The organism is Klebsiella sp. MISC125, assembly GCF_051131775.1.
Classification (GTDB): Bacteria; Pseudomonadota; Gammaproteobacteria; order Enterobacterales; family Enterobacteriaceae; genus Klebsiella.
The window spans coordinates 260,416-285,636 of sequence record NZ_CP180448.1 but is presented as its reverse complement, the minus strand read 5'-3'; the positions used below and the strand labels follow the sequence as shown (position 1 = coordinate 285,636).

The window sequence follows — 25,221 nt, the reverse complement described above, 5'->3', positions numbered from 1 at the left end:
CGATGTCAGATAGCAAAATCCTGCTTGCAGTTAACGGCACGCTAATGCGTGGCCTGAAGCTAAACCCCAACATGCTGGCAGTTAATGCCGAATTCGTTCGTGAGGATAAAACGGCCCCCTGCTACCGCTGTTGGAGCATCAACGACGATCATCCCGGAATGATTCGTTCACCGGATAACGGCGCAAACATCGCGCTGGAAATCTGGGCGGTTCCTCCTGCCGGACTGGGGAATATTCTGCAAAAAGAACCTGCCGGACTCTGTATCGGCAAAGTGTTACTGGACGACGGTAGTGAAGTGTTGGGCGTTCTGGCGGAATCCTGGCTGGTTGAAGGCCAGCCGGAGATCACCGACCTCGGCGGTTGGCGGGCATACACCGGCCACCACATGACTGAATAACTTCAGGAGAAGGATTATGGAGCAAGGAAAACTCACATTTCGTCCACGGCTATGGGTGACGGGCGATCTCAACGCCTTTTTCGGACTCTTCACCAACGTATTGCTGAACGTGCTGGTCCTGTCAGGCCTCGCGCTGTACGTCGCGCAAATCCCGGCGACCACCGTTTATGGCCGCATCCTACCAGCGTTAGGTATCGCGCTGCCGCTGGGTAATCTGTTTTACGCCTGGCTTGCCTGGCGGATGGCAAAACGCGAGGGTCGCGACACGGTGACCGCCCTGCCATACGGGCCAAGCGTGCCGCACATGTTCATTGTGGTGTTCGTTGTCATGCTGCCAACGCTGCTTATCCATAAAGACTGGATGCTGGCGTGGAAGCTCGGGCTTATCTGGGCGATGATTGTCGGCCTTATTGTGCTGGCAGGCGTGCTGGTTGGCCCGGCAATTCGTAAATATACGCCGCGCGCCGCAATGCTCGGGACGCTGGCGGGGATTGCGATTGCATTTATCGCCATGCGCCCGGCGTATCAGATGTTTGATACCGCCTGGATTGGCATTGTCTGCTTCGCCATTATCCTGCTCAACTGGGTCGGTAACGTGCGGCTGCCGTTCGGTCTTCCCGGTGGGCTGGCGGTAGTTCTGGTGGGCTGCCTGCTGGGCTGGGGCGCGACCTGGCTTGGCTTTAGCGACATTATGAATCCGGCGGAAGTCAAAGAGGCGGCGGGCCGTTTCTCGCTCTATTTACCCACGCTTTCTACTGATGTCTTTAACGTCCCGATGAGCCTGGTCTGGCCGCTGCTGGTGACGGCGATCCCGTTAGGGATTTTCAACTTTACCGAAATCCTCAATAACGTCGAATCCGCGGCGGTAGGGGGCGACAGCTACAACCTGCGCGCGGTACTGGCGGCTGACGGGCTGGGTGCGATTGTCGGCGCATTGTTGGGTTCGCCGTTTCCACCTGCGGTTTATATCGGTCATCCGGGCTGGAAAGCGATGGGCGGGCGTATTGGTTATTCGCTGGCAACCGGTGTTTGTATGGCAATCGTCTGCTTCCTGGGCCTCACCGCGCTGCTGCTCTCCATCATCCCACTGGTGGCGATCGTACCTATTCTGCTGTTTATCGGTCTGGTGATTGGCGCTCAGGCGTTCCAGGTTTCGCCGAAACGCCACGCTCCAGCGATCGTGTTGGCGCTGGTACCGAATATCGCCGAATGGGCGAAAACCCAGGTCGATGGCGCACTGGCGGCAGCCGGCGCGAATACCGTCAATCTCCCGGCGGACGTCGTCAATACGATGGCCAACAACGGCGTGCTGTATCACGGTATGGCAACCACCGGGGGCGGTGCGGTGTTGGCGGGGTTAATGATGGGTGCGATTGCCGCGTTCATTATCGACCGGCGCTTTAACTGGGCGGCGCTTTATGCCGTGGCGGCTACGGTGTTATCGTTCTTCGGCTTTATTCACGGTCATCAGATGGCGCTCAACGCTTCGCCCACGGTGACGTTTGGCTATGGCGTCGCAACATTGTTCCTGACCTTTATGGCCTGGCGACAGGTTAGGGAAGAAGGAAAAGTCGACTGGTCGCCGATTGATAACGGCGATGAAGTGGTGCATTAAGTCGCTCTCAGGAACTTCCCGGCTTGCGGCGTAAACGCCTTAGCCGGGCTACTAAACTCGCAGAACGCACGGACCTGTAGCCCGGGCAAGGCGCGTCGAGCGCCGCCCCCGGGATGAAGCCACGCGCAGACATCTGGTCCGCCACATTTCCCGGAGGCGATGCTACGCATCTGTCCGGGCTACCAAACCGCTGACGGCTGTGAACCCGTAGCCCTCCACTGGGGGAGTCTGCACCTTATTCGGTCAGCTCAGCGGCTTCTCGCCGTTTTGATCCTGATCGACGGCAAAGCAGGCCACCAGTTGGCCGCCGTAGTCCTTCAGCTGCGGCTGGAGCTGGGTGCATGGGCCGAAGCGACGACGGCAGCGGGCGTTAAACGCGCAGCCCGGAGGCGGATTCAGCGGGCTTGGCAGCTCGCCGGTCAGCTTGATACGCTCGCGGCGATCGTCCGGATTCAGGCGCGGCGTTGCCGACAGCAGCGCCTGAGTATACGGATGCTGCGGGTTATTGAAGATTTGGTCCTTCGACCCTTTCTCTACGCAGCGGCCTAAATACATCACCATCACTTCGTCAGCAATATGCTCCACCACCGACAGGTCGTGGGAGATAAAGACGTAAGAAAGCCCCAGCTCCTGCTGTAAATCCATCATCAGGTTCAGCACCTGCGCGCGTACTGACACGTCCAGCGCGGAGACCGGTTCGTCGGCGATCACCACGTCCGGGTCAAGCATCAGGCCGCGGGCAATGGCAATACGCTGACGCTGGCCGCCGGAGAACATATGCGGATAGCGGTCGTAGTGTTCCGTTTTCAGGCCCACTTTGGCCATCATCGCCAGCGCTTTCTCACGGCGCTGCTCTTTGCTTAAGCTGGTGTTAATCTGCAGCGGCTCCTCCAGAATCTGCCCCACCTTTTTACGCGGGTTCAGCGAACCGTACGGGTTCTGGAACACAATCTGGATTTTCTGCCGACGCAGTTTTTGTGCGTGCGGGTCATGCTTAAGCAGGTCCTGCCCCTGGTAATAAAGCTCGCCGCCGGTGGGGATTTCAATCATCGTCAGCAGGCGGCCGAGCGTCGATTTACCGCAGCCGGATTCACCCACGACCGCCAGCGTTTTGCCGCGTTCAAGGGTAAACGAAACGCCATCCAGCGCTTTCACCAGGCGTTCCGGAGCGAACAGCCCCTTCTTCACCGGGTAGTATTTTTTCAGATCGGTGGCCAGCAACAGAGGCTGTTGCGTGGTGGCCTCATGCGTACTCATAATCCAGGCCTCCCGGCATCATCAAGTGGGTAGTGGCATTTCGACTGACGGCCGTCATTAAGCAGGTTCAGTTCAGGCTCCTCACTGCGGCATTTATCGGTCGCATAGGGGCAGCGCGGGTTGAGCAGACAACCGTTCGGGCGGTCATATTTCCCCGGAACGACGCCCGGCAGCGATGCCAGACGCGCTTTATCCTGAGCGAACTCAGGCAGCGCACGCAACAGCGCCTGGGTGTACGGATGACGCGGCGCGCGGAAGATATCCTTCGCGTCGCCGGTTTCCACTACCTGACCGGCGTACATCACAATAATTTTGTGCGCCGCTTCGGCTACCAGCGCCAGATCGTGAGTGATCAGGATCAGCGCCATGTTCTCTTTCTGCTGTAGTTCAAGCAGTAGCTCGATGATCTGCGCCTGGATAGTTACATCCAGCGCCGTCGTGGGCTCATCGGCAATCAGCAACTTTGGCCGACAGGCAATCGCCATCGCAATCATCACGCGCTGGCTCATGCCACCGGAAAGCTGATGCGGATAGACGTCGAGACGCGAAGCCGGGTCGGGGATCCCCACCAGCGTCAGCAGGTCAATTGCCCGCTGAATACGCGTCTTTTTATTGCCGCCCTGATGCACCTTAATGGCTTCCATAATCTGGTAACCCACGGTGTAGCACGGGTTGAGGCTGGTCATTGGGTCCTGAAAGATCATCGCCACTTCCGCGCCCACCAGTTGGCGACGCTCTTTTTCGGAAATGCGCTTCAGGTCGCGACCGTTAAACTCCAGCTTTTCAGCCATCACGCGGCCGGGATAGTCAATCAGTCCCATAATCGCCAGCGAGCTGACCGATTTACCCGAACCAGACTCACCGACAATGCCAACCACTTCACCCTGATTCACGCTGTAGCTCACGCGGTCTACGGCGCGGAACGGTGCCTTTTCGTCGCCGAAATGCACCGATAATTTATCTATATTCAATAACGCCATCTCGAACCTCTTACTGCTTCAGTTTGGGATCGAGCGCGTCACGCAGACCGTCACCCATCAGGTTAAATGCCAGCACCGTCAGCAGGATCGCGACACCCGGGAAGGTGACGACCCACCAGGCGCTCTGCGCGAACTGCAACACGTCGGAGAGCATGGTGCCCCACTCCGGTGTCGGCGGCTGCGCACCCATGCCAAGGAAGCCAAGAGCGGCCATATCGAGAATGGCGTTAGAGAAGCCCAGCGACGCCTGAACAATCAGCGGCGCAAGACAGTTAGGAAGAATATTGACGAACATCTGGCGCATCGCACCGGCCCCCGCCACGCGAGATGCGGTGACGTAGTCGCGGTTCACTTCCACCAGCACCGCAGCGCGGGTTAGACGGACGTAGTGCGGCAAGGCGACAAAGGTCAGCGCTATCGACGCATTGACGATCGAGGGGCCAAAAATGGCCACCAGCACCAGCGCGAGCAGCAGGCTCGGCAGCGCCAGCATGATATCGACAACGCGCATGATGATTGAGTCAAGCACGCCGCCGAAATAGCCTGCGACCAGACCGAGCACCACGCCAAGGATCAGCGACAGTACCACCACCAGACAGCCAACCAGCAGCGACAGACGCGCACCGTACATTAAGCGTGAAAGGATATCGCGGCCAACGTCATCAGTACCGAGCAGGTGGGAGAAGCTCCCGCCATCCATCCAGGCCGGGGGGGCCAGCAGCGTATCGCGGAACTGATCCGCAGGATTGTAAGGCGCAATGAAGTTGGCAAATACGGCGATAAAAATCATCACCGCCACGTAGACCAGGCCAATAACGGCGCCTTTGTTGCGTTTAAAATAGTGCCAGAACTCCTGCAAAGGGGTCATTGGCACCGGTGCGGCGACAACTTTATTTTCAGTAACTTGTGACATGATGGCCCCTTACTTCTTATGCCGAATACGCGGGTTCACCACGCCGTACAACAGGTCTACCAGCAGGTTGACGAGGATAATCATCGTCGCCACCAGCAGCACCCCGCCCTGCACAACCGGATAATCGCGGCGCTGGAGCGCGTCAATCAGCCAGCGGCCAAGACCCGGCCAGGAGAAGATGGTTTCGGTCAGGATTGCGCCCGCCAGCAGCGTGCCTACCTGTAGACCGATAACCGTCACCACCGGCAGCATGGCGTTACGCAGAGCATGAATGATGATCACCCGCATACGCGTCAGCCCTTTGGCGCGCGCGGTACGGATATAATCCTCACCAAGCACTTCGAGCATCGATGAGCGGGTCATACGCACAATCACCGCCAGCGGGATGGTGCCCAGCACCACGGCAGGCAGGATCATATGCATCAATGCATCGATAAAGTCCCCCGGCTCGCCCCAAATCGCGGTATCTATCAGCATAAAGCCGGTTAACGGTAGGGTATCGTCGAGGAACACGGTGTCGCTGACGCGCCCGGAGACCGGCGTCAGGTTCCAATGCACGGAGACCAGCATAATCAGCATCATGCCCCACCAGAAGATAGGCATGGAGTAGCCGGTCAGCGCGAGGCCTACGGAGGTGTGGTCGAAGATAGAACCGCGTTTGACCGCAGCCAGCACACCAACCGGGATCCCAACGGCGACGGCGAAAATCATCGCGCAGACGCCCAGCTCCATGGTGGCCTTAAAGCGCGGCACGAACTCTTCCCATACGGGAATGCGGCTTTTCAGCGAGATGCCTAAATCGCCATGCATCACGCCCCAAACATAGTGGGCGTACTGCTGCCACATCGGCTTATCAAGGCCCATTTCGGCCAGTAGCTGCGCGTGACGTTCAGGGGAAATACCACGTTCGCCCGCCATAATCAGCACCGGGTCACCGGGGATCATATGGACGAAGGCAAAAGTGAGAAGGGTAATACCGATAAATGTTGGGATGACAAGTCCCAAACGTCGGAGAATGAACTGCAACATAACCCGGATTCTCTCTAGTAACGACCCGCCTGGTGACAGGACGTCTGTATTGCTCACAAAAGTAAACACCCTCTCCCCGTTAGGGGGAGGGTAAGAGTGAGGGGGCAGCTTTTCCACCCTCACCCCGGCCCTCTCCCTCAAGGGAGAGGGGGACGTATTGCTTATTATTCGATAGAGACGTTATCGAAGTGGTGTTTACCTAATGGATCAACCACATAGCCTTTGACTTCTTTGCGCACTGGCTCATAAACGGTGGAGTGAGCGACGATCAGCGCCGGGGCCTGGTCATGCATCACCACCTGAGCCTGCTTGTACAGCTCAATGCGTTTGTTGTGGTCGTCAGTAGCGCGAGCCGGTTGAATCAGGTCTTCAAACGGCTTGTAGCACCAGCGAGAGTAGTTAGAACCATCTTTCGCCGCAGCGCAGCTGAACAGGGTGGCGAAGAAGTTATCCGGATCCCCATTATCGCCGGTCCAGCCCATCATAACGGTCTGGTGCTCGCCGGCTTTCGCGCGCTTCAGGTATTCGCCCCACTCGAAGGTGACAATTTTGGCTTTGACGCCAACTTTAGCCCAGTCAGCCTGAATCATCTCAGCCATACGGCGCGCGTTCGGGTTGTACGGACGCTGTACCGGCATCGCCCACAGGTCAATGCTGAAGCCTTGCTCCAGGCCCGCCTCTTTCAGCAGCGCTTTCGCTTTCTCTGGATCGTAGGTGTAGTCTTTAACGTCGTCGTTATAGCCCCACATGGTCGGCGGGATCAGGTTCTTCGCAGACTGGCCCGCGCCCTGATAAACGGCTTTGATGATCGCTTCTTTGTTCACCGCGTAGGTCAGCGCCTGGCGAACTTTCACCTCATCCAGCGGTTTCTTCTCGGTGTTGAAGGAGAGGTAACCGACGTTCAGACCCGGCTGCTCCAGCAGATTAATGTTTTTATCTTCCTTCATGCGCGCGATGTCTGCCGGGTTCGGGTACGGCATCACCTGGCACTCGTTTTTCTGCAGTTTTGCGTAGCGCACGGAAGCATCAGGGGTGATGGAGAAGACCAGACGATCGATCTGCGGTTTGGTGCCCCAGTAGCCTGGGAAGGCTTTATAGAGAATACGGGAGTCTTTTTGATATTGCAGCAGCTGGAATGGGCCGGTACCGATTGGGTTCAGGTCCACTTTCTCCGGCGTACCGGCTTTCAGCATGTTGTCGGCATACTCTTTTGACAGAATAGAGGCGAAGTCCATGGCGAGGTCAGCGAGGAACGGGGATTCCGGACGAGTCAGTACGAACTGGACGGTATTATCGTCCACTTTCTTCACTTCGCTAATCAGGTCGGAAAGGCCCATGCCTTCAAAGTATTCATAGCTGCCGCCAGACACTTTATGGTACGGGTTATTGACATTTTTTTGTCTGTCGAACGAGAAGACAACGTCATCGGCGTTCAGCGCGCGAGTCGGTTTAAAATCTTTATTATCCTGCCACTTCACGTCTTTACGCAGATGGAAGGTATAAGTTTTACCGTCTTCGCTGACTTCCCATTTCTCGGCCAGGCCCGGAATAACTTCCGTGGTACCGGTTTTGAATTCAACCAGGCGGTTATAAATCGGCACTGAGCTGGCGTCATAGGTGGTGCCAGAGGTGAAGAGCTGCGGGTTAAAGCCTTCCGGCGAGCCTTCTGAACAATAAACCAGGGTCTTCGCTTGTACGCTTGCTGCGACGGTCATGGCAACCAGGCTCAGACCAAGCTTCAGCATCCCTGACCTTTTCAAGGAAATACTCATTATTCTGCTCCAAATGTGATGTTGTTTGCATTGCATATATCCGCCAGACCTTTATTTATGTTTTACCCGGTCCGGTCGGTGGTGCTCGAAAGCGTTGAGAGAGATGGGGATTCCTTTCGCAAAAACGACTGAGTTGCAGTACGGATTCTCCATGAAATGCCCCTCATGCCCTACAATCTGTCAACAGAATGGGTAAACGTCAATACAGCCAACCTGGTTTTACATCCGGGGTGAGAATCGGCGGGCAAAGATTAAAAAAAGTGCACAGCCCTATTTCCAGCAGAGAAATTTATGCTAGCGGCCAATAGACAGAATAAATCCCTTAATATTTTTCGAGATGTAGTGATAAGCAATTATGGGAAATGGTAAAAATTTCTTGCGATGTGACCAATATGTGAGCGATAAATAGCGCGAACGTTAAAACGCACAGCGGAAAATGCTGAAGTTATCCATAAGCTTCGCGAAAAAAGATTGATGTATATATAAAAAAATACAATGGAAGATGTCACAAAATAGCGAATTGGCGGCAGGAAATGGTGATGGGCGAGTTTTTTCACACTCTTAGTAGGCTGCATATTTTCCCGGAGGTTCTCATCCTCTCGGCTACAAATGCAAAAAAGCCTGCTCGTTGAGCAGGCTTTTCGAATTTGGTCGGTGATAGAGGATTCGAACCTCCGACCCCTTCGTCCCGAACGAAGTGCGCTACCAGGCTGCGCCAATCACCGAATGCGGGGCGCATCTTACTGCTGAGATGCAAACCCGTCAATGCCTTATTATGAAAAAGTCACTCAAGCGGCGAGAAACTCACCACTGTGTTAATCCTTCTTCTTCGCCGCTGCGTCAGGAACGTGACACCAGTTGTTATACTGGTTAATCCCACCATCCGGCGAGGTGTAGCCAAGACAACCCATGATGGTGTCATACAGCTCAACGTGACGACGCGGTACCTTCATCGCCGCCTGCTGTTTCAGGCGCGCAAAAGAAGCCGCATGGTCAGGCGATTCCAGATACTTATCCGACATCCATACCAGCATCGGCACACGGAACTGCTCCGGCGGCGCCATCTTGCGCGGCGTACCGTGCAGGTGCTCACGCTCGTTGATGGACTCACCGTGGTCAGCCGCGTAGAAAACAATCGCTTTCTTATCCCGTAGTTGGTCCAGCACGCTAACGATAAAGTGATCGACATAGGTCACGCTGTTATCGTACGAATTAATCAGCTCAGCCTTCGAACACTTGTTATCAACGCCCACGCATTCCGGCTGCCATTGGGCAAAACTGCGCGGATATCGCTGGGTGTAGTTAAAGTGCGAGCCTTTGGTATGCAGAATAATCAGGTGTTTACCGTTGGGGTTTTTCAGCAACCCGCGCTTCATTTCATCCACCAGCAGCATGTCGTCAACGCTCTTGCCGCGGTTACGCGGTTCGGCGCCAATCTGCTCGCGATAGGCAATGTTGTTAGCCATCGTGTTGCTGTAGAACCACATCTCGCTCTGCATGGCATACAGATCGCCGGTAAAACCGAGCTGATGCAGGACCGCGAACACGTTTTGTTCTTTCAGCGTCCGCTGTGGATTATCATCCGCCCCGCCCTGACGCACAAACATGCAGCGCAGCGACAGCTTCGTGGCGGTATCGCAGGAGTAGCCGCGGAAGGCGACCAGGTTTTTCTCCTGCGCCAGCTTCGGCGTGGTGTTCCGGTTATAACCCAGAATGCCCATATGATCCCAGCGGGTGGTTTCGCCGATGATAAACACCACATAGGTATCATCCAGCCCTTCAGGTGCAACGTAGGTGAATTTCTTTGCCGGGTTAATCAGGGATTTATTATCTGAAGACTCATCGACCTGCGCCCAGGCATACAACCCCAGCGCCGAAAGCCAGTTAGACGGCAGATAGGAGTTGGCCACCACCCCGCCGTAGCTTGGCAGATCAACCTCTGAGCTACGTTCAAAGTTCTTCTGACGGACTTCCAGCAGGCGAATGGGTCCCCAGACCATCAGACCGGCCAGCACCACGATGGTAATATTCTTCATCCGCTGACCAGGCGTGCGAATTTGCCGTAACAGCGTGAAGCGGCAGCGGTTGCTCCAGATAAGCAGAAGCGGCAGCGCGCTCATCAGTACCAGCCAGAGAATCAGATGCCAGCCGATGACCTCTCTGGACAAGTCGATGTCCGTGGTCATCACCGACGCAATAATCCCGTAGCCAATCACAACGTTCAGGAAGGTCATGTAATAACTGGCGGCGGCAGAGAATATAACGACTAAGGTTGCAAGGATGCGCCAGATACGGCGTCCAAATAGCGACAAAATACGCAGCAGGAAGAAGGTGACCAGCGCGGTACCGACCAATTCTACTGCACCTGAGAGTCCTTTCCAGATGGTAAATTCCTGAGCGTAACCTTCGAAGCGACGGAAGAATACGGCAGCGTTCATAAACCAGCCGATGTACAGCGCCAGCCAGATACTGAGCTTCAGCTGCGTCATCGTTTTAATGTATTTCATGCAAAAAACCTGGAAAACGAAGAGATAAAACCGCCCGACTTAAGCGATATAAGTAAGCAGGTTAATAAAGTGCGTTTAGCTTGGTTATAAGAAACCTCTACAAAGCGCGCTAAGTAGACCACAGCAGAAGGAAAAAGTATCAGGAGGGAATGTGATCCAACCAAACATTTACAAAACATTTGGTTGGATAGGCACTATTTGCTTAGGTGATTAATCATGAATACGACGAGGCCCCACTTCAGGCATGGGCCTCGCGGTAAACCTCGCTTTTCGGCTGGCGAATGGTGGTAGAAAGCGCCAGAGAAAGAATCAGCAGCGCGAAGATAACGCAGAAGGTCACATAGAAACCGCCGAACAGGGAAGCAATCAGCGAACCACAAATACTACCAATACCAAAGCCCAGATAAATCACACCGTAGTTTTTCGCCAGGTTATTCAGGCCAAAGAACTCGCTAATCAGTGATGGGAACACGGTAATCGTCCCGCCGAAATTGAAAGCGACACAGGCAATGGCGGCGAAGAAAGTGGTAGCGTTAAGCGGTGCGAACAGCAGCGCGGCCATACCGATGAGCGACACCACCTGGCCAATGGTAATCACCCGGATACGCGAGATTTTATCTGACAGAATACCCAGCACCAGACGACCGCTAAGGTTGGCAATGGAAATCACGGTGACCGCATTTGCTGCCGTCGTGATATCAAGATGCACCATCCCCTGAGCAATATCTTTCGCCACGCCAATCACATACAGGCCGCTCATGCAGGCAGTCAGGAACATCACCGCCAGCATCCAGTACTGCGGTTTACGCATCGATTCGGCAAGAGTGAAGTCATTTTCAACAACGCCATTGCTTGCGGTGGCGGTATGATTCGGTGCGTCAGTCATCAGCGTCGCGCCAAAGACAATCATCACCAGCACAATAGCGCCCCAGATGATAAAGGTTTTCTCAAGACCGACCGTCGCCAGCAGATGGGTATCAATAAATTTAAAACCGAGGCTGCCGAGGCCATAAGAACCGATAGAGAAGGCCGAAATCAGCCCCTTACGTTCCGGAAACCATTTGACGCAGTTCGACAGCGTCAGCAGATAACCTGCGCCGTCCGCCAGCCCCACCAGCAGGCCCGCGCTCAGCCACAGCATCATCAGGCTATTCGAATGAGCGGTAAGGAAGAAACCGAGGCCCAGCAAAACACCGGAAGCCATGGTGACGCGTTTGACGCCAAAACGTTCCTGTAATTTACCCGCAACGGATGAGGAGAGCGCCAGGCCGAGGCTTAACAGACCAAATGAGAACGCCACCTGGCTCACCGGTTCATCCAGCTTGGCGGAAAGAGAACTATTGAACAAACTCCATGTATAAACCGATCCCAGCGCGAATTGCGTAATGATGGTGCCGAGCAGCGTAAGCCAGCGGGTGTATTGACGGTTTGCAGCGTTCATAGCAGTTGTCCTGAAGAATTAACTGCCGCCACAATAACGAAGTCCCCGGTAAACCTGGGGGAAAAAGGCATGAGCTGCCGTCACCACGGAATGAAATGCATTAAAGACGGAATGAATGACATTGAAAAACATTCACGCCTTAAATAATTTCCAAAAAGTTAGTACCTGCTAGCGCAGGAAGGTGCTTCATTCCTGTGATTGATAAGTTAAATAATTGCATCATACATGATGCGGATAAATTAAAAATTGGCGCTCACCCCCATCAGATAGAGATAATTCGCCCCGGTGGGCAAATTATCCGCCTGCGACAGCGCCGCCCAGGCGGCAAGATGGGAGTTGAGCGACATATCCGCACCGAAGGTCACATCTCGCCAGGCTCCTTCCTGCGTGCGATTCGCGCCCACAGGATCGGCTGAGAGCGTCTGGTTATAGCTCACCTGCGCCCACGGGTGAACCCCCCATAGTTCCTGATAATCGACCCGCCAGCCCAGCGTATTCACGTAGCCAGTTCCGGTAGCATTACGGGAATCGGGTGGCGACGTCAGATCGCTACGTAAACTGGCCACCGGGCCGGAGGTGATACCGTTTGCCACGGCGAAGTTCCAGCCAACGCTCATGCCATGTACGTTATCTGGTGGCGATACCGCCTGATTGAACGCCAGGCCAGCAGGATCGTCGGACGCATTTATCCGCTCCGCAAGGATATCTTCGTAGCGCGGTTGGTGATCGCTATCCCATGTATAGCGTTCCGGAGTATTACTTTTTGTATCGATAGCGATATATTCCTGTTGCCAGGCATTCGCTCCGGCAACACACGACGCCCAGACGGATACGCACGCCGGGATGATAAACCCCCGGAGGCCATTGCATTTCTTTATTATCATTAATGCGACTCCAAAAAGAGCCGAAACGGCAAGGTTGCTGTGTTTTTTTATGGGGGTGTCTTATCCCCGTGTTGGCAATAATAACCCTGTATTAACTATTATCTTTATCTTTCAGCCGTCAAGGTGAACAGTCAACTTTTATGACAAAAGGGAGAGGCAAATGGAACGTTGTGGATGGGTGAGTCAGGATCCTTTATACATTCAGTACCACGATAGCGAGTGGGGCGTCGCCGAAAAGAACCCTGCCCGCCTGTTTGAAATGATTTGCCTTGAGGGTCAGCAGGCAGGGCTGTCGTGGATAACGGTGCTGAAAAAGCGCGAAAACTATCGCCGTGCCTTTCACCAGTTCGACCCGGTTCGCGTAGCGGCCATGGATGAGGCGGATATTGAACGCCTGGTTCTTGATGCCGGAATTATTCGCCACCGCGGGAAAATTCAGGCCATCATCGGCAACGCCCGTGCTTTTCTGGCGATGGAAAAAAATGGCGAGCCTTTCGCAGATTTTGTCTGGTCGTTCGTCGACAATCATCCTCAGGTCACCGCTGCGGCAACGCTGGCGGAAATCCCGACCACCACTCCAGCTTCTGACGCTTTGTCGAAAGCGCTGAAAAAGCGGGGTTTTAAATTTGTCGGTTCGACTATCTGCTACTCCTTTATGCAGGCCTGTGGCCTGGTCAACGACCATGTTACCGGCTGCTTCTGTCACCCCGGAGGTCAGGATGATCCGCAACTGGGACGCTAACGATACTGGCCCACTAATCGAATTATGGCTGGAAAGCACTATTTATGCGCATCCGTTTATCGCCGAGAGCTACTGGCATGACAGCATCGCGATAGTGCGGGATGTGTATCTTCCCGCCGCCTGCACTTGGGGTTGGGAGCAGGACGGCGTGCTAAAGGGCTTTATCAGCGTGATGGAGTCGCGCTTTATCGGCGCGTTGTTCGTCGCGCCTGATGCCGCCAGGCAGGGCATCGGCAGCGCGTTGATCAATGAAGTCAAAAAGCACTACGACTGGCTAAGCCTTGAGGTATACCAGAAAAACGTCCGGGCGGTGAATTTCTACCATGCACAGGGCTTTCGCATTGAAGACTGCGCATGGCAGGATGAAACCCAGCATCCGACCTGGATTATGCATTGGTCGGCGGATCAAATGCCGTCAGCGTAAGCTCGGGTCCGGTATATTTTTCCAGCCAGGCCAGCGCCGTATTTCCGGCGCAGCCGTTGCCCAGTCGCGACGTTGGAATATCTTTAGTCAGCACGTTTACCGCGCCGTTTTTGCAGATGCCCGCCTGGGCGTCGAGATCCGGCCACGCCCCCTCATGCAAGCAAATGACGCCAGGACGGATGCCGTCGGTCACCACCGCCCCGGCCAGCACCTGACCGCGCGAATTCCACACCCGCACTACGTCCCCGTCAGCGATATTGCGCGCCTGCGCATCCTGCGGGTGAAGCGTTAGCGGTTCACGGCCCGCCACCGCGTACTGCTCGCGCAGCGAGGTATGATTGAGCTGGCTGTGAAGGCGATGCGCCGGATGCGCTGACAGCACCTGTAGCTGACCTTCCTGCGCGTTGCCGTGCCACTCATCCGGCTCCAGCCACATGGGATGCGGCGGGCAATCCGGATAAGCAAAACCGGCGATAGTCGAGGAGTGAATCTCAATTTTGCCACTGGCGGTCTTCAGCGGATTCGCCTGCGGATCGGCCCTAAAGGCGGCAAAGCGGGCGAAACGCGCATTTTCCGGGCTTTCCGGCATCTCAATGAACTGATTCGCCTGCCAGAACTGCGTGAACGGCGGCAGCGTCACCTGCTGCCCAGCCCCGCGCTGGGCGGCAATCTGGTAGAAAGTTTCCAGCCACTGCACATCGTTTTTACCTTCGGTAAAGCGCTCACGACCGTCCTCTTCCCAGCGTTCGCTGAGGTCGGCAAACACATCGAAATCATCGCGCGCTTCATCGCGCGGCGCGACCACCCGCTTCATCGGCACCAGATGCTGGTTGCTGTAATCGCCAGTCATGGTCATATCGTTGCGCTCAAAGGAGGTGGTGGCGGGCAACACGATGTCGGCATGGCGCGCCGCCGCGGTCCAGAAGCATTCGGAAATCACGATAAGCTCCGGCTTCTGCCAGGCGCGAATCAGTCGATTGGTATCCTGATGATGGGTAAAGTTGGCACCGCCCGCCCACCAGATAAAACGAATATCCGGGAAGCTGCGCTCCATACCGTTGTGCTGATAAGCCGCGCCGGGGTTTTCCAGCGCCTCGACGATGCGGGCGACCGGAATTTTTTCTACCGCATCGGTGCCGCCCGCCACGCTGCCCTGCATTGAAGCCAGCACCGCAGCGCGGCGCGTGGGGTTGCCACCGTTGGCAAAATGGTAGGAAAGGCCAAAGCCCCCGCCCTCGGTGCCAATCTGCCCGAGCATCGCCGCCAACGTCACCAGCATCCAGTGTTTCTGCTCACCAAACTGCTGACGCTGCATCCCCCAGCCGGACATCAGCATAGTCGTATTTTCGTGGAATAATTTTGCCAGTTCGCGAATTTTATCCGCACTAACGCCGCAGATCGCCGCCGCCCACTCTGCCGTTTTTGGCGTCTCGTCGCTTTCACCGTTCAGATAGCGGGCAAAAACGTCGTAGCCGCTGGTACAGCGGGCCAAAAACGCATCATCCTGCCAGCCGTTTTCCACCAGCGTATGGGCGATGCCTAGCATCAACGCAACGTCGGTGCCCATGTGCGGGGCGATCCACTCCGCCGCGTCACCGAAGAATTCTGCCGTTTCCGATCGCATCGGATCGATGCAGATCACTCGTTTCCCGCTCTGGCGCAATTGGTCGAACCATGGGATCCCCTGCTCATCGGAGGCATTCCAGGCAATTTTTAGCGTATTCAGCGGGTTGGCGCTCCACAGCACTACCACATCGCTATGCTCAAGTACCATCGGCCAGCTGGTCTGCTGCTGATAAACCTCATTGCCACCTACCACATACGGCATGATCGCCTGCGCCGCGCCGGTGGAATAATCTCCCAGATGCCCGGTATAGCCGCCCGCCAGGCTCATATAACGCTGAAGCAACGTCGCCGCTTTGTGCAGCACGCCGTTGGAACGCCAGCCGTAGGAACCCGCAAAGATGGACTTGGGGCCATAGTTGTCACGAATACGTTGGTGCTGAGCGTGAATCAAATCCAGCGCCTGTTCCCAGCTCACCCGCACGAACTCATCCTGACCGCGCACACCCTGCGGGCTTTCCGGCGAGGCGAGAAATCCCTTACGTACCATTGGATAACGCACGCGAGTTTTGCTGTGCACCTGATCGCGCACGGCGGTTTGCAGCGAGTTAGCGAAAGGCGTATTGAGCGCCCCGCGCGAGGAGAGGACGTTTTCGCCATCCGTTTCAACCAGCATTGGGCCCCAGTGGGCTGCGGTGAGGATGGTTTTGGTGGCAGATGAGGTTGGCAAAGCAGGCTCCTGGTCAGCGATAGCAGGTGTGGTGACGGTCTGTTATTCAGTCGTTCAATGTTATTTACAAATTGAGATGCTCTCTGCGGAATTTTCTCCGTCTTCGGGCGTCATAATCAACCGTCACGGTCGCTGTGGCAAAGAATAAAAAGGATTAAGGAAATAAGATGAAAAAACGCGTACTCATGATTGCGGCTATCGTTAGCGGCACACTGGTCATCTCAGGCTGTACCACCAACCCTTACACCGGCGAGCGCGAGGCGGGTAAATCCGGCATCGGCGCAGGTGTCGGTTCGTTAGTCGGCGCGGGTATTGGCGCACTCTCCTCCTCAAAACATGACCGTGGCAAAGGCGCGCTGATCGGCGCGGCGGCTGGGGCTGCGCTCGGTGGCGGTATCGGCTACTACATGGACGTGCAGGAAGCGAAACTGCGCGAGAAAATGCAGGGAACCGGGGTGAGCGTGACGCGAAATGGCGACAACATCGTGCTGAATATGCCAAGCAATGTGACCTTTGATAGCAGCAGCGCCAACCTGAAACCAGCGGGTGCTAATACCCTGACCGGGGTGGCGATGGTGCTGAAAGAGTACGAGAAAACTGCCGTCAACGTCGTTGGCTACACCGACAGCACCGGCAGCCAGGAGCTGAATATGCGTCTCTCCCAGCAGCGTGCCGACAGCGTCGCCAGCGCGCTAATCACCCAGGGCGTGGCGGCAAACCGCATCCGCACCACCGGCATGGGTCCGGCTAATCCGGTCGCCAGCAACAGCACCGCAGAAGGTAAGGCGCAGAACCGTCGCGTCGAAATCACCCTTAGCCCGTTGCAGTAACTCCCCTTTGCCCGGCACTCGCCGGGCAAAATGCTTGATATAGCGGATTTTCGCGCTAAGGTGTGTGCAGATTTCAGCAAAGGAAGCCACCATGGCGAAAGCGGCGCGAGCAACCATCAGCGATGTGGCGAAAGCCGCAAAGACCGGCAAAACCAGCATTTCACGCTATCTGAACGGCGAAAAGCATCTGCTTTCCGACGATCTGTTAGGGCGAATTGAAAAAGCGATTGCCGAGCTCGATTACCGTCCTAGTCTGATGGCCCGCGGCCTGAAGCATGGCCGCACCCGGCTGATTGGTCTGATCATCGCTGATATCACCAACCCCTACTCCGTCAACGTGCTCAGCGGCATAGAAGCCGCCTGTCGCGAAAAAGGCTTTACCCTGCTGGTGTGTAACACCAATAACGAGCTGGACCAGGAGCTGCACTATCTCGACCTGCTGCGCAGCTACCAGGTGGAGGGGATTGTGGTCAATGCGGTCGGGATGCGTGAAGACGGTCTAAACCGGCTACAGCAGTCGGCGCTGCCGATGGTGCTTATCGACCGCAAAATTCCTGAGTTCGCCTGTGATGTCGTCGGTCTCGATAATACCCAGGCCGCCACCACCGCCACCGAACATCTGGTGGAAAAAGGCTTCGAAGCCTTACTGTTCCTCAGCGAACCGCTCGGCTCGGTAAACACTCGCCGCGAGCGCCTGAGCGCTTTTCGCAACACGCTCCAGCACCATGCTGGCATCATCGCGGAAAATGCCGAAGTCCCGCTCAACGACGGTGCGATGCTGGATAACGTCCTACGCCATTTCCACTCCCACCATCGCGGAATGCGCAAAGCGGTGATTTCCGCCAACGGCGCGCTGACCCTGCAAGTTGCGCGCTCTCTTAAGCGTATTGGCCTGATTTGGGGTAGCGATATCGGCCTGCTGGGCTTCGATGAGCTGGAGTGGGCCGAGCTGGCGGGCGTGGGGATTACCACCCTCAAGCAGCCAACCTGGCAGATTGGCTTCGCCGCCGTTGAGCAGGTGGTGCGCCGCATTGCGGGCAGCAATGACCCGGTCTGTGAACGGGTGTTTTCCGGTGAGCTGATCGTCAGAGGCTCTACCTCCCGCTAACGATCCTTCGTGATGGCGATCATAAATTGAACATCTTAACCTTTGCTTTGGAACCGATACCATCTAGCGTAATAAACAACGCATACCCTAAATAATTCGAGTTGCAGGAAGGCGGCAAGTGAGCGAATCCCCGGGAGCTTACTCAGGTAAGTGACTGGGGTGAACGAACGCGGCCAACACACATGCAACTTGAAGTATGACGGGTATATTAGATAATCGCCGGGAGTGTTGGGATGGCCAGAAAAATTATTGTCGTAACCGCCGCGTACGGGAATGACCACGTTAAGGCGCTGGGTGGACAGTCCGCCGTACTACCGTTTATCGCCGGTTCCGGTGCGGACGGCGTGGAAATTCGCCGCGAACTGTTTAGCGCTGATGAACTGAACCACCTGCCAGAACTGGCCGCAGACATTGAGCATCGCGGCCTGCTGGCCTGTTACTCCGCACCAGAGGCCTTGTTTGCCGCTGACGGCTCGCTCAATCCGCATCTCTCTGGCTTTTTACAGGAAGCGCAGACCCTTAACGCGCTGTGGCTAAAGCTCTCGCTGGGCCACTTTCGTCACCACAATGATCTGGAAACTCTGCGCGATATTCTGCAGGAGAGCGGAATGGCGCTGGTGGTGGAAAACGATCAGACCGACTGCGGCCAGCTGGCCCCGATGCAGCGCTTCAAAACCGCCTGCCGGGTTAATCAGCTGCCGGTCACTCTCACCTTTGATATGGGCAACTGGCTGTGGGTCGGCGATTCGCCGGAAGAAGCCGCACGCCAGCTGGCCCCCGCGGTCAGCTATATCCACGTTAAGGCAGCGGAACCGCACCATTCGCACTTTCGTGCCGTGCCGCCGGACGAAGCGTCCGACCGCTGGCTGGCGCTGCTCGACAATCTGCCCGCCGATGCTCCACGCGGGATTGAATTTCCGCTGACTGGCCATGACCTGACGGCCGTGACCCGCCGCTACGTCAACCTGTTACGCGAGGATTAAGTTATGCAAAAAACGTTAGATGTCATCACCATAGGCGAAGCCATGGCGATGTTTGTCGCTACCGAAACCGGCGAACTGGCTGAAGTAGAGCACTTTATGAAACGCGTCGCGGGCGCAGAGTTGAACGTCGCTACCGGCCTGGCCCGCCTGGGCTTAAGCGTCGGCTGGGTGAGCCGCGTCGGCGAGGATAGCTTTGGTCGCTTCGTCCTCAACGCGCTGGCGAAAGAGGGGATCGATGCACGTGGCGTGAGCAAAGATGGCCGCTACGCTACCGGTTTTCAGCTGAAATCTAAAGTTGAAAATGGAACCGATCCCATTGTGGAATATTTCCGCAAAGGCTCCGCCGCCAGCCATCTTTCGCCAGATGATTTTAACGAAGCCTATTTCACCAGCGCTCGTCACCTGCACTTAAGCGGTGTAGCCGCCGCGCTGTCGGAAAGCTCGTACGCCCTGCTGGATCACGCGGCCCGTACCATGAAGGCTCAGGGAAAAACCCTCTCATTCGACCCCAATCTGCGTCCGACGCTGTGGAAAAGCGAAGCCGAGATGGTGGAAAAACTGAACCAGCTTGCTTTTCAGGCCGACTGGGTTCTTCCCGGCTTAAAAGAGGGGATGATTCTGACCAGTCAGCAGACGCCGGAAGCCATCGCGGACTTCTATCTCACCCGCGGCGTACGCACGGTAGTGATTAAGACCGGCTCTGATGGCGCCTGGTATAAAACCGCCGATGGCGAACAAGGAGCCGTGGCGGCGATAAAAGTGGATAACGTCGTCGATACCGTCGGCGCGGGCGATGGTTTTGCCGTCGGGGTGATTAGCGCCCTGCTGGAGGGCCAGCCGCTGCGCCAGGCGGTACAACGCGGTAATAAAATTGGTTCGCTGGCCATCCAGGTCCAGGGGGACAGTGAAGGATTACCCACCCGCGAGGCGCTGGGCGAATAATCCGGTTCAGCACAATGTCATAGCCGTCCTGTACCCTACATGCAGCGCGGCGTAACGCACCTTATCGATGATGAGTGTCACCTCACTAACAGAGGCAAGCCTATGAAAAGCTCGACGAACGCAACAAAACGCTGGTGGTACATCATGCCTATCGTGTTTATCACGTATAGCCTGGCGTACCTCGACCGCGCCAACTTTAGCTTCGCTTCGGCGGCCGGTATTACTGAAGACTTAGGCATTACCAAGGGCGTCTCCTCCCTGCTGGGGGCGCTGTTCTTCCTTGGCTACTTTTTCTTCCAGATCCCCGGCGCCATTTATGCGGAACGCCGCAGCGTGCGCAAACTGATTTTTATCTGCCTGATTCTGTGGGGCGGCTGCGCCTCGCTGACCGGGATGGTGCACAACATTCCCGCGCTGGCGGCGATCCGCTTTATTCTTGGCGTCGTGGAGGCGGCCGTGATGCCGGCGATGCTGATTTACATCAGCAACTGGTTTACTAAATCCGAACGTTCGCGGGCCAATACCTTCCTGATCCTCGGCAATCCGGTCACGGTACTGTGGATGTCGGTGGTTTCCGGCTATCTGATTCAGGCCTTAGGCTGGCGTGAAATGTTTATCATCGAAGGTGTCCCGGCGATCCTTTGGGCTTTCTGCTGGTGGGTGCTGGTGAAGGATAAACCATCCCAGGTGAACTGGCTGGCCGAAAGCGAGAAAGCTGCTCTGCAGGAACAACTGGAACACGAACAGCAGGGTATTAAAGCCGTACGTAACTACAAAGAAGCCTTTCGCTCACGCAACGTTGTTCTGCTGTGCATGCAGTACTTTGCCTGGAGCATCGGGGTTTACGGCTTCGTTCTGTGGCTGCCGTCGATTATCCGCAGCGGCGGCGAAAATATGGGCATGGTCGAGGTTGGCTGGCTCTCATCCGTTCCTTACCTGGCAGCGACTATCGCGATGATCGTTGTCTCGTGGGCATCCGATAAAATGCAGAACCGTAAGCTGTTCGTCTGGCCGCTGTTGCTGATTGCCGCCTTTGCTTTTATGGGGTCCTGGGCCGTTGGCAGCGATCATTTCTGGGTGTCTTATATTCTGCTGGTTATTGCCGGTGCGGCGATGTACGCCCCTTACGGGCCTTTCTTCGCCATCATCCCTGAGATGCTGCCGCGCAACGTTGCTGGCGGCGCGATGGCGCTGATCAACAGCATGGGGGCGCTCGGTTCCTTCTTCGGTTCATGGTTTGTGGGCTATCTTAACGGCACCACCGGCAGCCCTTCGGCCTCGTACATTTTTATGGGAGTGGCGCTTTTCGTCTCGGTATGGCTTACTTTGATTGTTAAGCCTGCTAATAATCAAACCCTTCCGCTTGGCGCACGTCACGCCTGAACCCTTAACACAACGGAGATCCGCATGAAGCCGTCAGTTATTCTCTACAAAACGCTTCCCGACGACCTGCAACAACGTCTGGAACAACACTTTACCGTCACTCAGGTCAAAAACCTGAGTCCGGAGACCGTTTCTCAGCACGCCGCCGCGTTTGCTGAAGCGGTAGGTCTGCTGGGTTCCAGCGAAAAAGTCGATACCGCGTTACTGGAGAAAATGCCCAAGCTTCGTGCGACCTCAACCATCTCCGTCGGCTACGACAACTTCGACGTCGATGCGCTGAATGCCCATAAGGTGCTGTTGATGCACACCCCGACCGTGCTAACCGAAACCGTCGCCGATACCGTAATGGCGCTGGTGTTAAGCACCGCACGTCGGGTGGTTGAAGTTGCTAATCGCGTGAAGGCCGGAGAGTGGACCAAAAGCATCGGCCCGGACTGGTTTGGCAACGATGTGCATCACAAAACCCTCGGGATCGTCGGCATGGGCCGCATTGGGATGGCGCTCGCCCAGCGTGCGCATGCGGGCTTCGGCATGCCGATTCTCTATAACGCTCGCCGCCAGCACCCACAGGCGGAAGAGCGCTTTAACGCCCGCTATTGCGATCTCGACACCCTGTTACAGGAAGCGGATTTTGTCTGCCTGATCCTGCCGTTGACCGAAGAAACCCATCACCTGTTTGGTAAAGAGCAGTTTGCCAAAATGAAATCTTCCGCCATCTTTATCAACGCCGGACGCGGTCCGGTGGTTGACGAGAAAGCGCTGATTACCGCCCTACAGGAAGGTGAAATTTATGCCGCCGGGCTGGATGTGTTTGAACAAGAGCCGCTGGCGAAAGACTCCCCACTGTTAAGCCTGCCGAACGTCGTCGCGGTGCCGCATATTGGCTCAGCAACGCATGAGACTCGCTATAACATGGCGGCCTGCGCAGTGGATAATCTGATTGATGCCCTGAACGGCAAAGTCGAGAAGAACTGCGTGAATCCGCAGGTGAAGTGAGAAAAGAAAACCCGGGCCAGGGTCAAGCCGTGCCCGGGTTGTCAGAACCGTTAACGGGTTGCGTTAACTGCCGCAGTCCATGCCTGGTTAAAGGCCTGGTGCTGAGCGGCCAGCGGCCCAATCAGCGTATTATACTGACTGGCCTGCTGTGAAGTCGGGAACTGAATACCGTTCGCCACGAAGCTCACCTGCGCTTCCTGCTGAGCAACAAAATCGCCCACCTGCACCAGCTGCTGGGTAAATACCTGCGCGGCAGGAATCAGCGGCTGTAGCGCATTCGCCGGAGCGGTCACTACTTTGTTATAAACCTGGTCGAAGACCGGCTTGAGATCGTCACCCTGTTTCAGCGCACCGTGTGCAGCGTCCGCCTGCATTTTTGCGTTTTCCAACTGTTGGCTTAATACGCCTAAAGCGCCGTTTGCCTGACGTAGCGGTTCACGCTGAGTCATATAATCCTGCGGGACACGAATCGCATTTACGCTATCAACCACCGGACGCAGACCGGCATCCATCGCCTGGCTCACCTGCTGTGAATAGCCATAAATCACCGCATAATCGGAGACGAAAGGCCCGAACTGTTTTTTCTGATCGGCGGTCAGCGTCGGCAGACGTTCGCCGCTACGCATTGCCGTATTTTGCAGGAAGTCGATGAACGCTTTGCGCTGATCGCCTTCTTTATCAAAACATCCACTCAGGCTAACCACCATTAACAGGGCTGCAATAGCCGCAAACCAGCGAGAGCAGGACTTTCCTGTCGCCATTTTTTTACTCCTTTCAGCCAAAAAAAGCGCAAACAGGCACACACGTGCCAGACGCTGACAAGGATAGTCCAGGTCGGCCTTGCAGGATACCTTTTCCTGACAATCTTCCGCCTTAAAATGCCGGTTATCGCTGTTTTAGCGCGCAATAATATCGTCTGTTAAGTTCATCACAATTACCACCATCCCTCGCCCAGGCCAGGACCGAATTAACAAGCTGATTTTATTTAAATTTATTGCGTATCTTTGCTTTTACATTAGCAAAGCGGACGATAATCGCACGCTTCCCGACTAGCCTACATTGCCTGAAATGCCGTTCGATGATTTTATTAAATGAGCGATTAACGACAATTCGTTCGATAATCGCACAAACAATATCAACGCCCGCGAGGGAGATAATAATAATCTATCTCTGTCCCCCGCTCTGCCTGCCAGGAATGCCGCATGAAGAAAACAACCATCGATATTCAGGCTTTTATCAATGAACATCCCTTCACGAAATACCAGTGGATGATTCTGGCCTTATGTTTTATCACCGTCGCTATGGACGGGTTCGATACCGCGATAATCGGCTTTATTGCCTCCGACCTTGTACAGGAATGGGGGGTCGAAAAGTCAGCGTTGGGCCCGGTGATGAGCGCCGCGTTAGTGGGGCTTGCCGTCGGTGCGCTGACAGCCGGACCGCTAGCCGACCGCGTTGGGCGTAAGAAAGTGCTGATTATGTCAATCGTGGTTTTCGGTAGTTTCAGCCTGCTGACCGCCTTTGCCACCAGTCTCAATCAGTTGACGCTACTGCGTTTTCTGACCGGACTTGGACTGGGCGCCGCCATGCCAAACGCCGCGACGCTGATGAGCGAATATGCCCCCGAGCGCCGTCGGGCGCTGATGGTTAACCTGATGTTTGTCGGCTTTCCGATGGGCTCATCGCTGGGAGGTTTCCTCTCCGCCTGGATGATCCCTCACTACGGCTGGCAAAGCGTGCTGGTGCTTGGTGGCGTGATGCCGCTGCTGTTAGCGGTAGTGCTGATCTTTCTCTTACCCGAATCAGCGCGATATATGGTGGTGAAACAGCAGCCAGCACAGCATATTGCTGCCATTTTGCACCGCATCGCTCCCGTTCCTGAACACGCTGAATTTGAACTACGCGAAGCGGGGCAGGTAAAAGAGAAATCGGCCATTGGGGTGATTTTCTCACCACGCTATGCCGTGGGGACCGTGATGCTCTGCCTGACCTACTTCATGGGCCTGCTGATTTTCTATTTACTGACCAGTTGGCTGCCGCTGTTAATTCGCGAAACCGGCGCAACCATGAGCCAGGCCTCGATTATTACCGCGTTGTTCCCGCTGGGTGGCGGCATTGGCGTGCTCATCCTCGGCGCATTGATGGATAAGATCAACCCGAACAAGGTCGTCGCCGTAGGTTGGCTGCTGACCGGAGTATTCGTTTGTCTGGTCGGTTTCTCAACCAGCAGCCTGCTGTTGATGGGTGTGATGGTGTTTATCGCGGGCAGTATTATGAACGGCGCGCAATCATCGATGCCTGCGCTGGCTGCCGGATTCTATCCAACACAAGGCCGCGCTACCGGCGTTGCCTGGATGCTGGGCATTGGGCGCTTTGGCGGCATTCTTGGCGCGTTTAGCGGCGTATTCCTAATGGAAGCTCAGCTATCATTCGAGACTATTTTTACTCTATTGGCCATCCCGGCGTTCTTGTCCGCCATCGCATTATTGGTGAAATACAAACTGAGCCAACGACAATCCACGGCCCCACAGGGCGAAGTCGATAAGCTGCAAAAGGCGTAATCCATAAGGCCAGCGGGAACGCGCTGGCCTTTTCTGCTTTTCTTCTTAACTGTTTACAATAATTTTCTAAACAGGCTGGCCCCATTATTAATCATCATCTTACCCAGACCATGACCCATCAGAAGAAACCGCGTCGGCAAATAATCACCTACGTGATCATTCT

At 55.6% G+C, this 25,221-nt stretch carries 21 protein-coding genes and 1 tRNA gene; 11 read left to right on the top strand and 11 right to left on the bottom strand.

The window, feature by feature from the left end:
* Positions 1-2 precede the first annotated feature (2 nt).
* Positions 3-398: an allophanate hydrolase-related protein gene (locus ACMYSL_RS01335; protein WP_142513401.1), complete on the top strand. Its 396-nt coding sequence runs from the start codon at positions 3-5 to the stop codon at positions 396-398.
* Between the two features lie 16 nt (positions 399-414).
* Positions 415-2,013, top strand: coding sequence for a regulator (locus ACMYSL_RS01330; RefSeq protein ID WP_434661170.1), 1,599 nt, complete (start codon positions 415-417; stop codon positions 2,011-2,013).
* Between the two features lie 243 nt (positions 2,014-2,256).
* Here the strand turns inward: ACMYSL_RS01330 and dppF are convergent, their stop codons facing one another.
* The 9 genes from dppF to ACMYSL_RS01285 all read right to left on the bottom strand — a co-directional run bounded on the left by dppF (position 2,257) and on the right by ACMYSL_RS01285 (position 12,796).
* On the bottom strand, positions 2,257-3,270 hold the full coding sequence (gene dppF, locus ACMYSL_RS01325) for a dipeptide ABC transporter ATP-binding subunit DppF (protein ID WP_142513403.1): 1,014 nt from the start codon (positions 3,268-3,270) through the stop codon (positions 2,257-2,259).
* Positions 3,267-4,250 carry a dipeptide ABC transporter ATP-binding protein gene (gene dppD / locus ACMYSL_RS01320; RefSeq protein WP_110276231.1) on the bottom strand — a complete coding sequence of 328 codons (984 nt, stop codon included), beginning with the start codon at positions 4,248-4,250 and terminating at the stop codon, positions 3,267-3,269. The genes dppF and dppD overlap by 4 nt, the downstream gene beginning before the upstream one ends.
* A 10-nt stretch (positions 4,251-4,260) precedes the next feature.
* Positions 4,261-5,163, bottom strand: a complete 903-nt coding sequence (dppC, locus tag ACMYSL_RS01315) for a dipeptide ABC transporter permease DppC (protein ID WP_304254079.1) — start codon at positions 5,161-5,163, stop codon at positions 4,261-4,263.
* A gap of 9 nt (positions 5,164-5,172) precedes the next feature.
* A complete protein-coding gene (gene dppB / locus ACMYSL_RS01310) occupies positions 5,173-6,192 on the bottom strand; it encodes a dipeptide ABC transporter permease DppB (protein WP_182235254.1) in 1,020 nt (339 codons plus the stop codon).
* Positions 6,193-6,356: 164 nt separating this feature from the next.
* On the bottom strand, positions 6,357-7,964 hold the full coding sequence (dppA, locus tag ACMYSL_RS01305; RefSeq protein ID WP_304254080.1) for a dipeptide ABC transporter periplasmic-binding protein DppA: 1,608 nt from the start codon (positions 7,962-7,964) through the stop codon (positions 6,357-6,359).
* Between the two features lie 648 nt (positions 7,965-8,612).
* Positions 8,613-8,689, bottom strand: a tRNA-Pro gene (locus tag ACMYSL_RS01300).
* A gap of 90 nt (positions 8,690-8,779) precedes the next feature.
* Positions 8,780-10,471, bottom strand: a complete 1,692-nt coding sequence (eptB, locus tag ACMYSL_RS01295; RefSeq protein ID WP_182235256.1) for a kdo(2)-lipid A phosphoethanolamine 7''-transferase — start codon at positions 10,469-10,471, stop codon at positions 8,780-8,782.
* 238 nt (positions 10,472-10,709) lie between these two features.
* Positions 10,710-11,912, bottom strand: coding sequence for an L-lactate MFS transporter (locus ACMYSL_RS01290; protein WP_181484508.1), 1,203 nt, complete (start codon positions 11,910-11,912; stop codon positions 10,710-10,712).
* 239 nt (positions 11,913-12,151) lie between these two features.
* Positions 12,152-12,796 (bottom strand): autotransporter outer membrane beta-barrel domain-containing protein, encoded by a 645-nt coding sequence (locus ACMYSL_RS01285; protein WP_182235257.1) that lies wholly within the window; start codon positions 12,794-12,796, stop codon positions 12,152-12,154.
* A 160-nt stretch (positions 12,797-12,956) separates the two neighbouring features.
* Here ACMYSL_RS01285 and tag point away from each other — a divergent pair, with 160 nt between their 5' ends.
* Both tag and ACMYSL_RS01275 read left to right on the top strand, forming a co-directional pair.
* Entirely contained in the window at positions 12,957-13,538 is a 582-nt protein-coding gene (gene tag / locus ACMYSL_RS01280) for a DNA-3-methyladenine glycosylase I (RefSeq protein WP_434661169.1), read from the top strand.
* Positions 13,516-13,962, top strand: a complete 447-nt coding sequence (locus ACMYSL_RS01275) for an N-acetyltransferase (RefSeq protein ID WP_112215985.1) — start codon at positions 13,516-13,518, stop codon at positions 13,960-13,962. Before tag ends, ACMYSL_RS01275 begins: the two co-directional genes overlap by 23 nt.
* Here ACMYSL_RS01275 and ACMYSL_RS01270 read toward each other — a convergent pair.
* Entirely contained in the window at positions 13,925-16,255 is a 2,331-nt protein-coding gene (locus ACMYSL_RS01270) for a molybdopterin guanine dinucleotide-containing S/N-oxide reductase (protein WP_434661168.1), read from the bottom strand. The two genes, ACMYSL_RS01275 and ACMYSL_RS01270, sit on opposite strands and share 38 nt — an antisense overlap.
* A gap of 167 nt (positions 16,256-16,422) precedes the next feature.
* Between ACMYSL_RS01270 and ACMYSL_RS01265 the strand changes: the two genes are divergently transcribed.
* From ACMYSL_RS01265 to ghrB, 6 genes are all read left to right on the top strand, one after another.
* A complete protein-coding gene (locus ACMYSL_RS01265) occupies positions 16,423-17,085 on the top strand; it encodes an OmpA family lipoprotein (RefSeq protein WP_142513408.1) in 663 nt (220 codons plus the stop codon).
* A gap of 91 nt (positions 17,086-17,176) precedes the next feature.
* Positions 17,177-18,193 carry a LacI family DNA-binding transcriptional regulator gene (locus ACMYSL_RS01260; protein ID WP_110276242.1) on the top strand — a complete coding sequence of 339 codons (1,017 nt, stop codon included), beginning with the start codon at positions 17,177-17,179 and terminating at the stop codon, positions 18,191-18,193.
* 233 nt (positions 18,194-18,426) lie between these two features.
* Positions 18,427-19,176 carry a sugar phosphate isomerase/epimerase family protein gene (locus ACMYSL_RS01255; protein WP_434661167.1) on the top strand — a complete coding sequence of 250 codons (750 nt, stop codon included), beginning with the start codon at positions 18,427-18,429 and terminating at the stop codon, positions 19,174-19,176.
* Between the two features lie 3 nt (positions 19,177-19,179).
* Positions 19,180-20,118, top strand: coding sequence for a sugar kinase (locus tag ACMYSL_RS01250; RefSeq protein ID WP_434661166.1), 939 nt, complete (start codon positions 19,180-19,182; stop codon positions 20,116-20,118).
* Positions 20,119-20,220: 102 nt separating this feature from the next.
* Positions 20,221-21,501: an MFS transporter gene (locus ACMYSL_RS01245; protein WP_182235264.1), complete on the top strand. Its 1,281-nt coding sequence runs from the start codon at positions 20,221-20,223 to the stop codon at positions 21,499-21,501.
* Positions 21,502-21,525: 24 nt separating this feature from the next.
* Positions 21,526-22,497 (top strand): glyoxylate/hydroxypyruvate reductase GhrB, encoded by a 972-nt coding sequence (gene ghrB / locus ACMYSL_RS01240; RefSeq protein WP_434661165.1) that lies wholly within the window; start codon positions 21,526-21,528, stop codon positions 22,495-22,497.
* A gap of 50 nt (positions 22,498-22,547) precedes the next feature.
* On the opposite strand, the gene ACMYSL_RS01235 is transcribed toward ghrB, so the two are convergent.
* Positions 22,548-23,258: a DUF3053 domain-containing protein gene (locus ACMYSL_RS01235; protein ID WP_110276247.1), complete on the bottom strand. Its 711-nt coding sequence runs from the start codon at positions 23,256-23,258 to the stop codon at positions 22,548-22,550.
* A 441-nt stretch (positions 23,259-23,699) separates the two neighbouring features.
* Between ACMYSL_RS01235 and ACMYSL_RS01230 the strand changes: the two genes are divergently transcribed.
* Complete coding sequence (locus ACMYSL_RS01230) at positions 23,700-25,058, top strand: MFS transporter (protein ID WP_434661164.1); 1,359 nt, start codon at positions 23,700-23,702, stop codon at positions 25,056-25,058.
* Positions 25,059-25,221 lie beyond the last annotated feature (163 nt).

Excerpts from the sequence above, each read along its gene's own strand:
- ACMYSL_RS01335 (WP_142513401.1), top strand. The coding sequence starts at position 3 with ATGTCAGATAGCAAAATCCTGCTTGCAGTTAACGGCACGCTAATGCGT.
- ACMYSL_RS01330 (WP_434661170.1), top strand. The coding sequence starts at position 415 with ATGGAGCAAGGAAAACTCACATTTCGTCCACGGCTATGGGTGACGGGC.
- dppF (WP_142513403.1), bottom strand. The coding sequence starts at position 3,270 with ATGAGTACGCATGAGGCCACCACGCAACAGCCTCTGTTGCTGGCCACC.
- dppD (WP_110276231.1), bottom strand. The coding sequence starts at position 4,250 with ATGGCGTTATTGAATATAGATAAATTATCGGTGCATTTCGGCGACGAA.
- dppC (WP_304254079.1), bottom strand. The coding sequence starts at position 5,163 with ATGTCACAAGTTACTGAAAATAAAGTTGTCGCCGCACCGGTGCCAATG.
- dppB (WP_182235254.1), bottom strand. The coding sequence starts at position 6,192 with ATGTTGCAGTTCATTCTCCGACGTTTGGGACTTGTCATCCCAACATTT.
- dppA (WP_304254080.1), bottom strand. The coding sequence starts at position 7,964 with ATGAGTATTTCCTTGAAAAGGTCAGGGATGCTGAAGCTTGGTCTGAGC.
- eptB (WP_182235256.1), bottom strand. The coding sequence starts at position 10,471 with ATGAAATACATTAAAACGATGACGCAGCTGAAGCTCAGTATCTGGCTG.
- ACMYSL_RS01290 (WP_181484508.1), bottom strand. The coding sequence starts at position 11,912 with ATGAACGCTGCAAACCGTCAATACACCCGCTGGCTTACGCTGCTCGGC.
- ACMYSL_RS01285 (WP_182235257.1), bottom strand. The coding sequence starts at position 12,796 with ATGATAATAAAGAAATGCAATGGCCTCCGGGGGTTTATCATCCCGGCG.
- tag (WP_434661169.1), top strand. The coding sequence starts at position 12,957 with ATGGAACGTTGTGGATGGGTGAGTCAGGATCCTTTATACATTCAGTAC.
- ACMYSL_RS01275 (WP_112215985.1), top strand. The coding sequence starts at position 13,516 with ATGATCCGCAACTGGGACGCTAACGATACTGGCCCACTAATCGAATTA.
- ACMYSL_RS01265 (WP_142513408.1), top strand. The coding sequence starts at position 16,423 with ATGAAAAAACGCGTACTCATGATTGCGGCTATCGTTAGCGGCACACTG.
- ACMYSL_RS01260 (WP_110276242.1), top strand. The coding sequence starts at position 17,177 with ATGGCGAAAGCGGCGCGAGCAACCATCAGCGATGTGGCGAAAGCCGCA.
- ACMYSL_RS01255 (WP_434661167.1), top strand. The coding sequence starts at position 18,427 with ATGGCCAGAAAAATTATTGTCGTAACCGCCGCGTACGGGAATGACCAC.
- ACMYSL_RS01250 (WP_434661166.1), top strand. The coding sequence starts at position 19,180 with ATGCAAAAAACGTTAGATGTCATCACCATAGGCGAAGCCATGGCGATG.
- ACMYSL_RS01245 (WP_182235264.1), top strand. The coding sequence starts at position 20,221 with ATGAAAAGCTCGACGAACGCAACAAAACGCTGGTGGTACATCATGCCT.
- ghrB (WP_434661165.1), top strand. The coding sequence starts at position 21,526 with ATGAAGCCGTCAGTTATTCTCTACAAAACGCTTCCCGACGACCTGCAA.
- ACMYSL_RS01235 (WP_110276247.1), bottom strand. The coding sequence starts at position 23,258 with ATGGCGACAGGAAAGTCCTGCTCTCGCTGGTTTGCGGCTATTGCAGCC.
- ACMYSL_RS01230 (WP_434661164.1), top strand. The coding sequence starts at position 23,700 with ATGAAGAAAACAACCATCGATATTCAGGCTTTTATCAATGAACATCCC.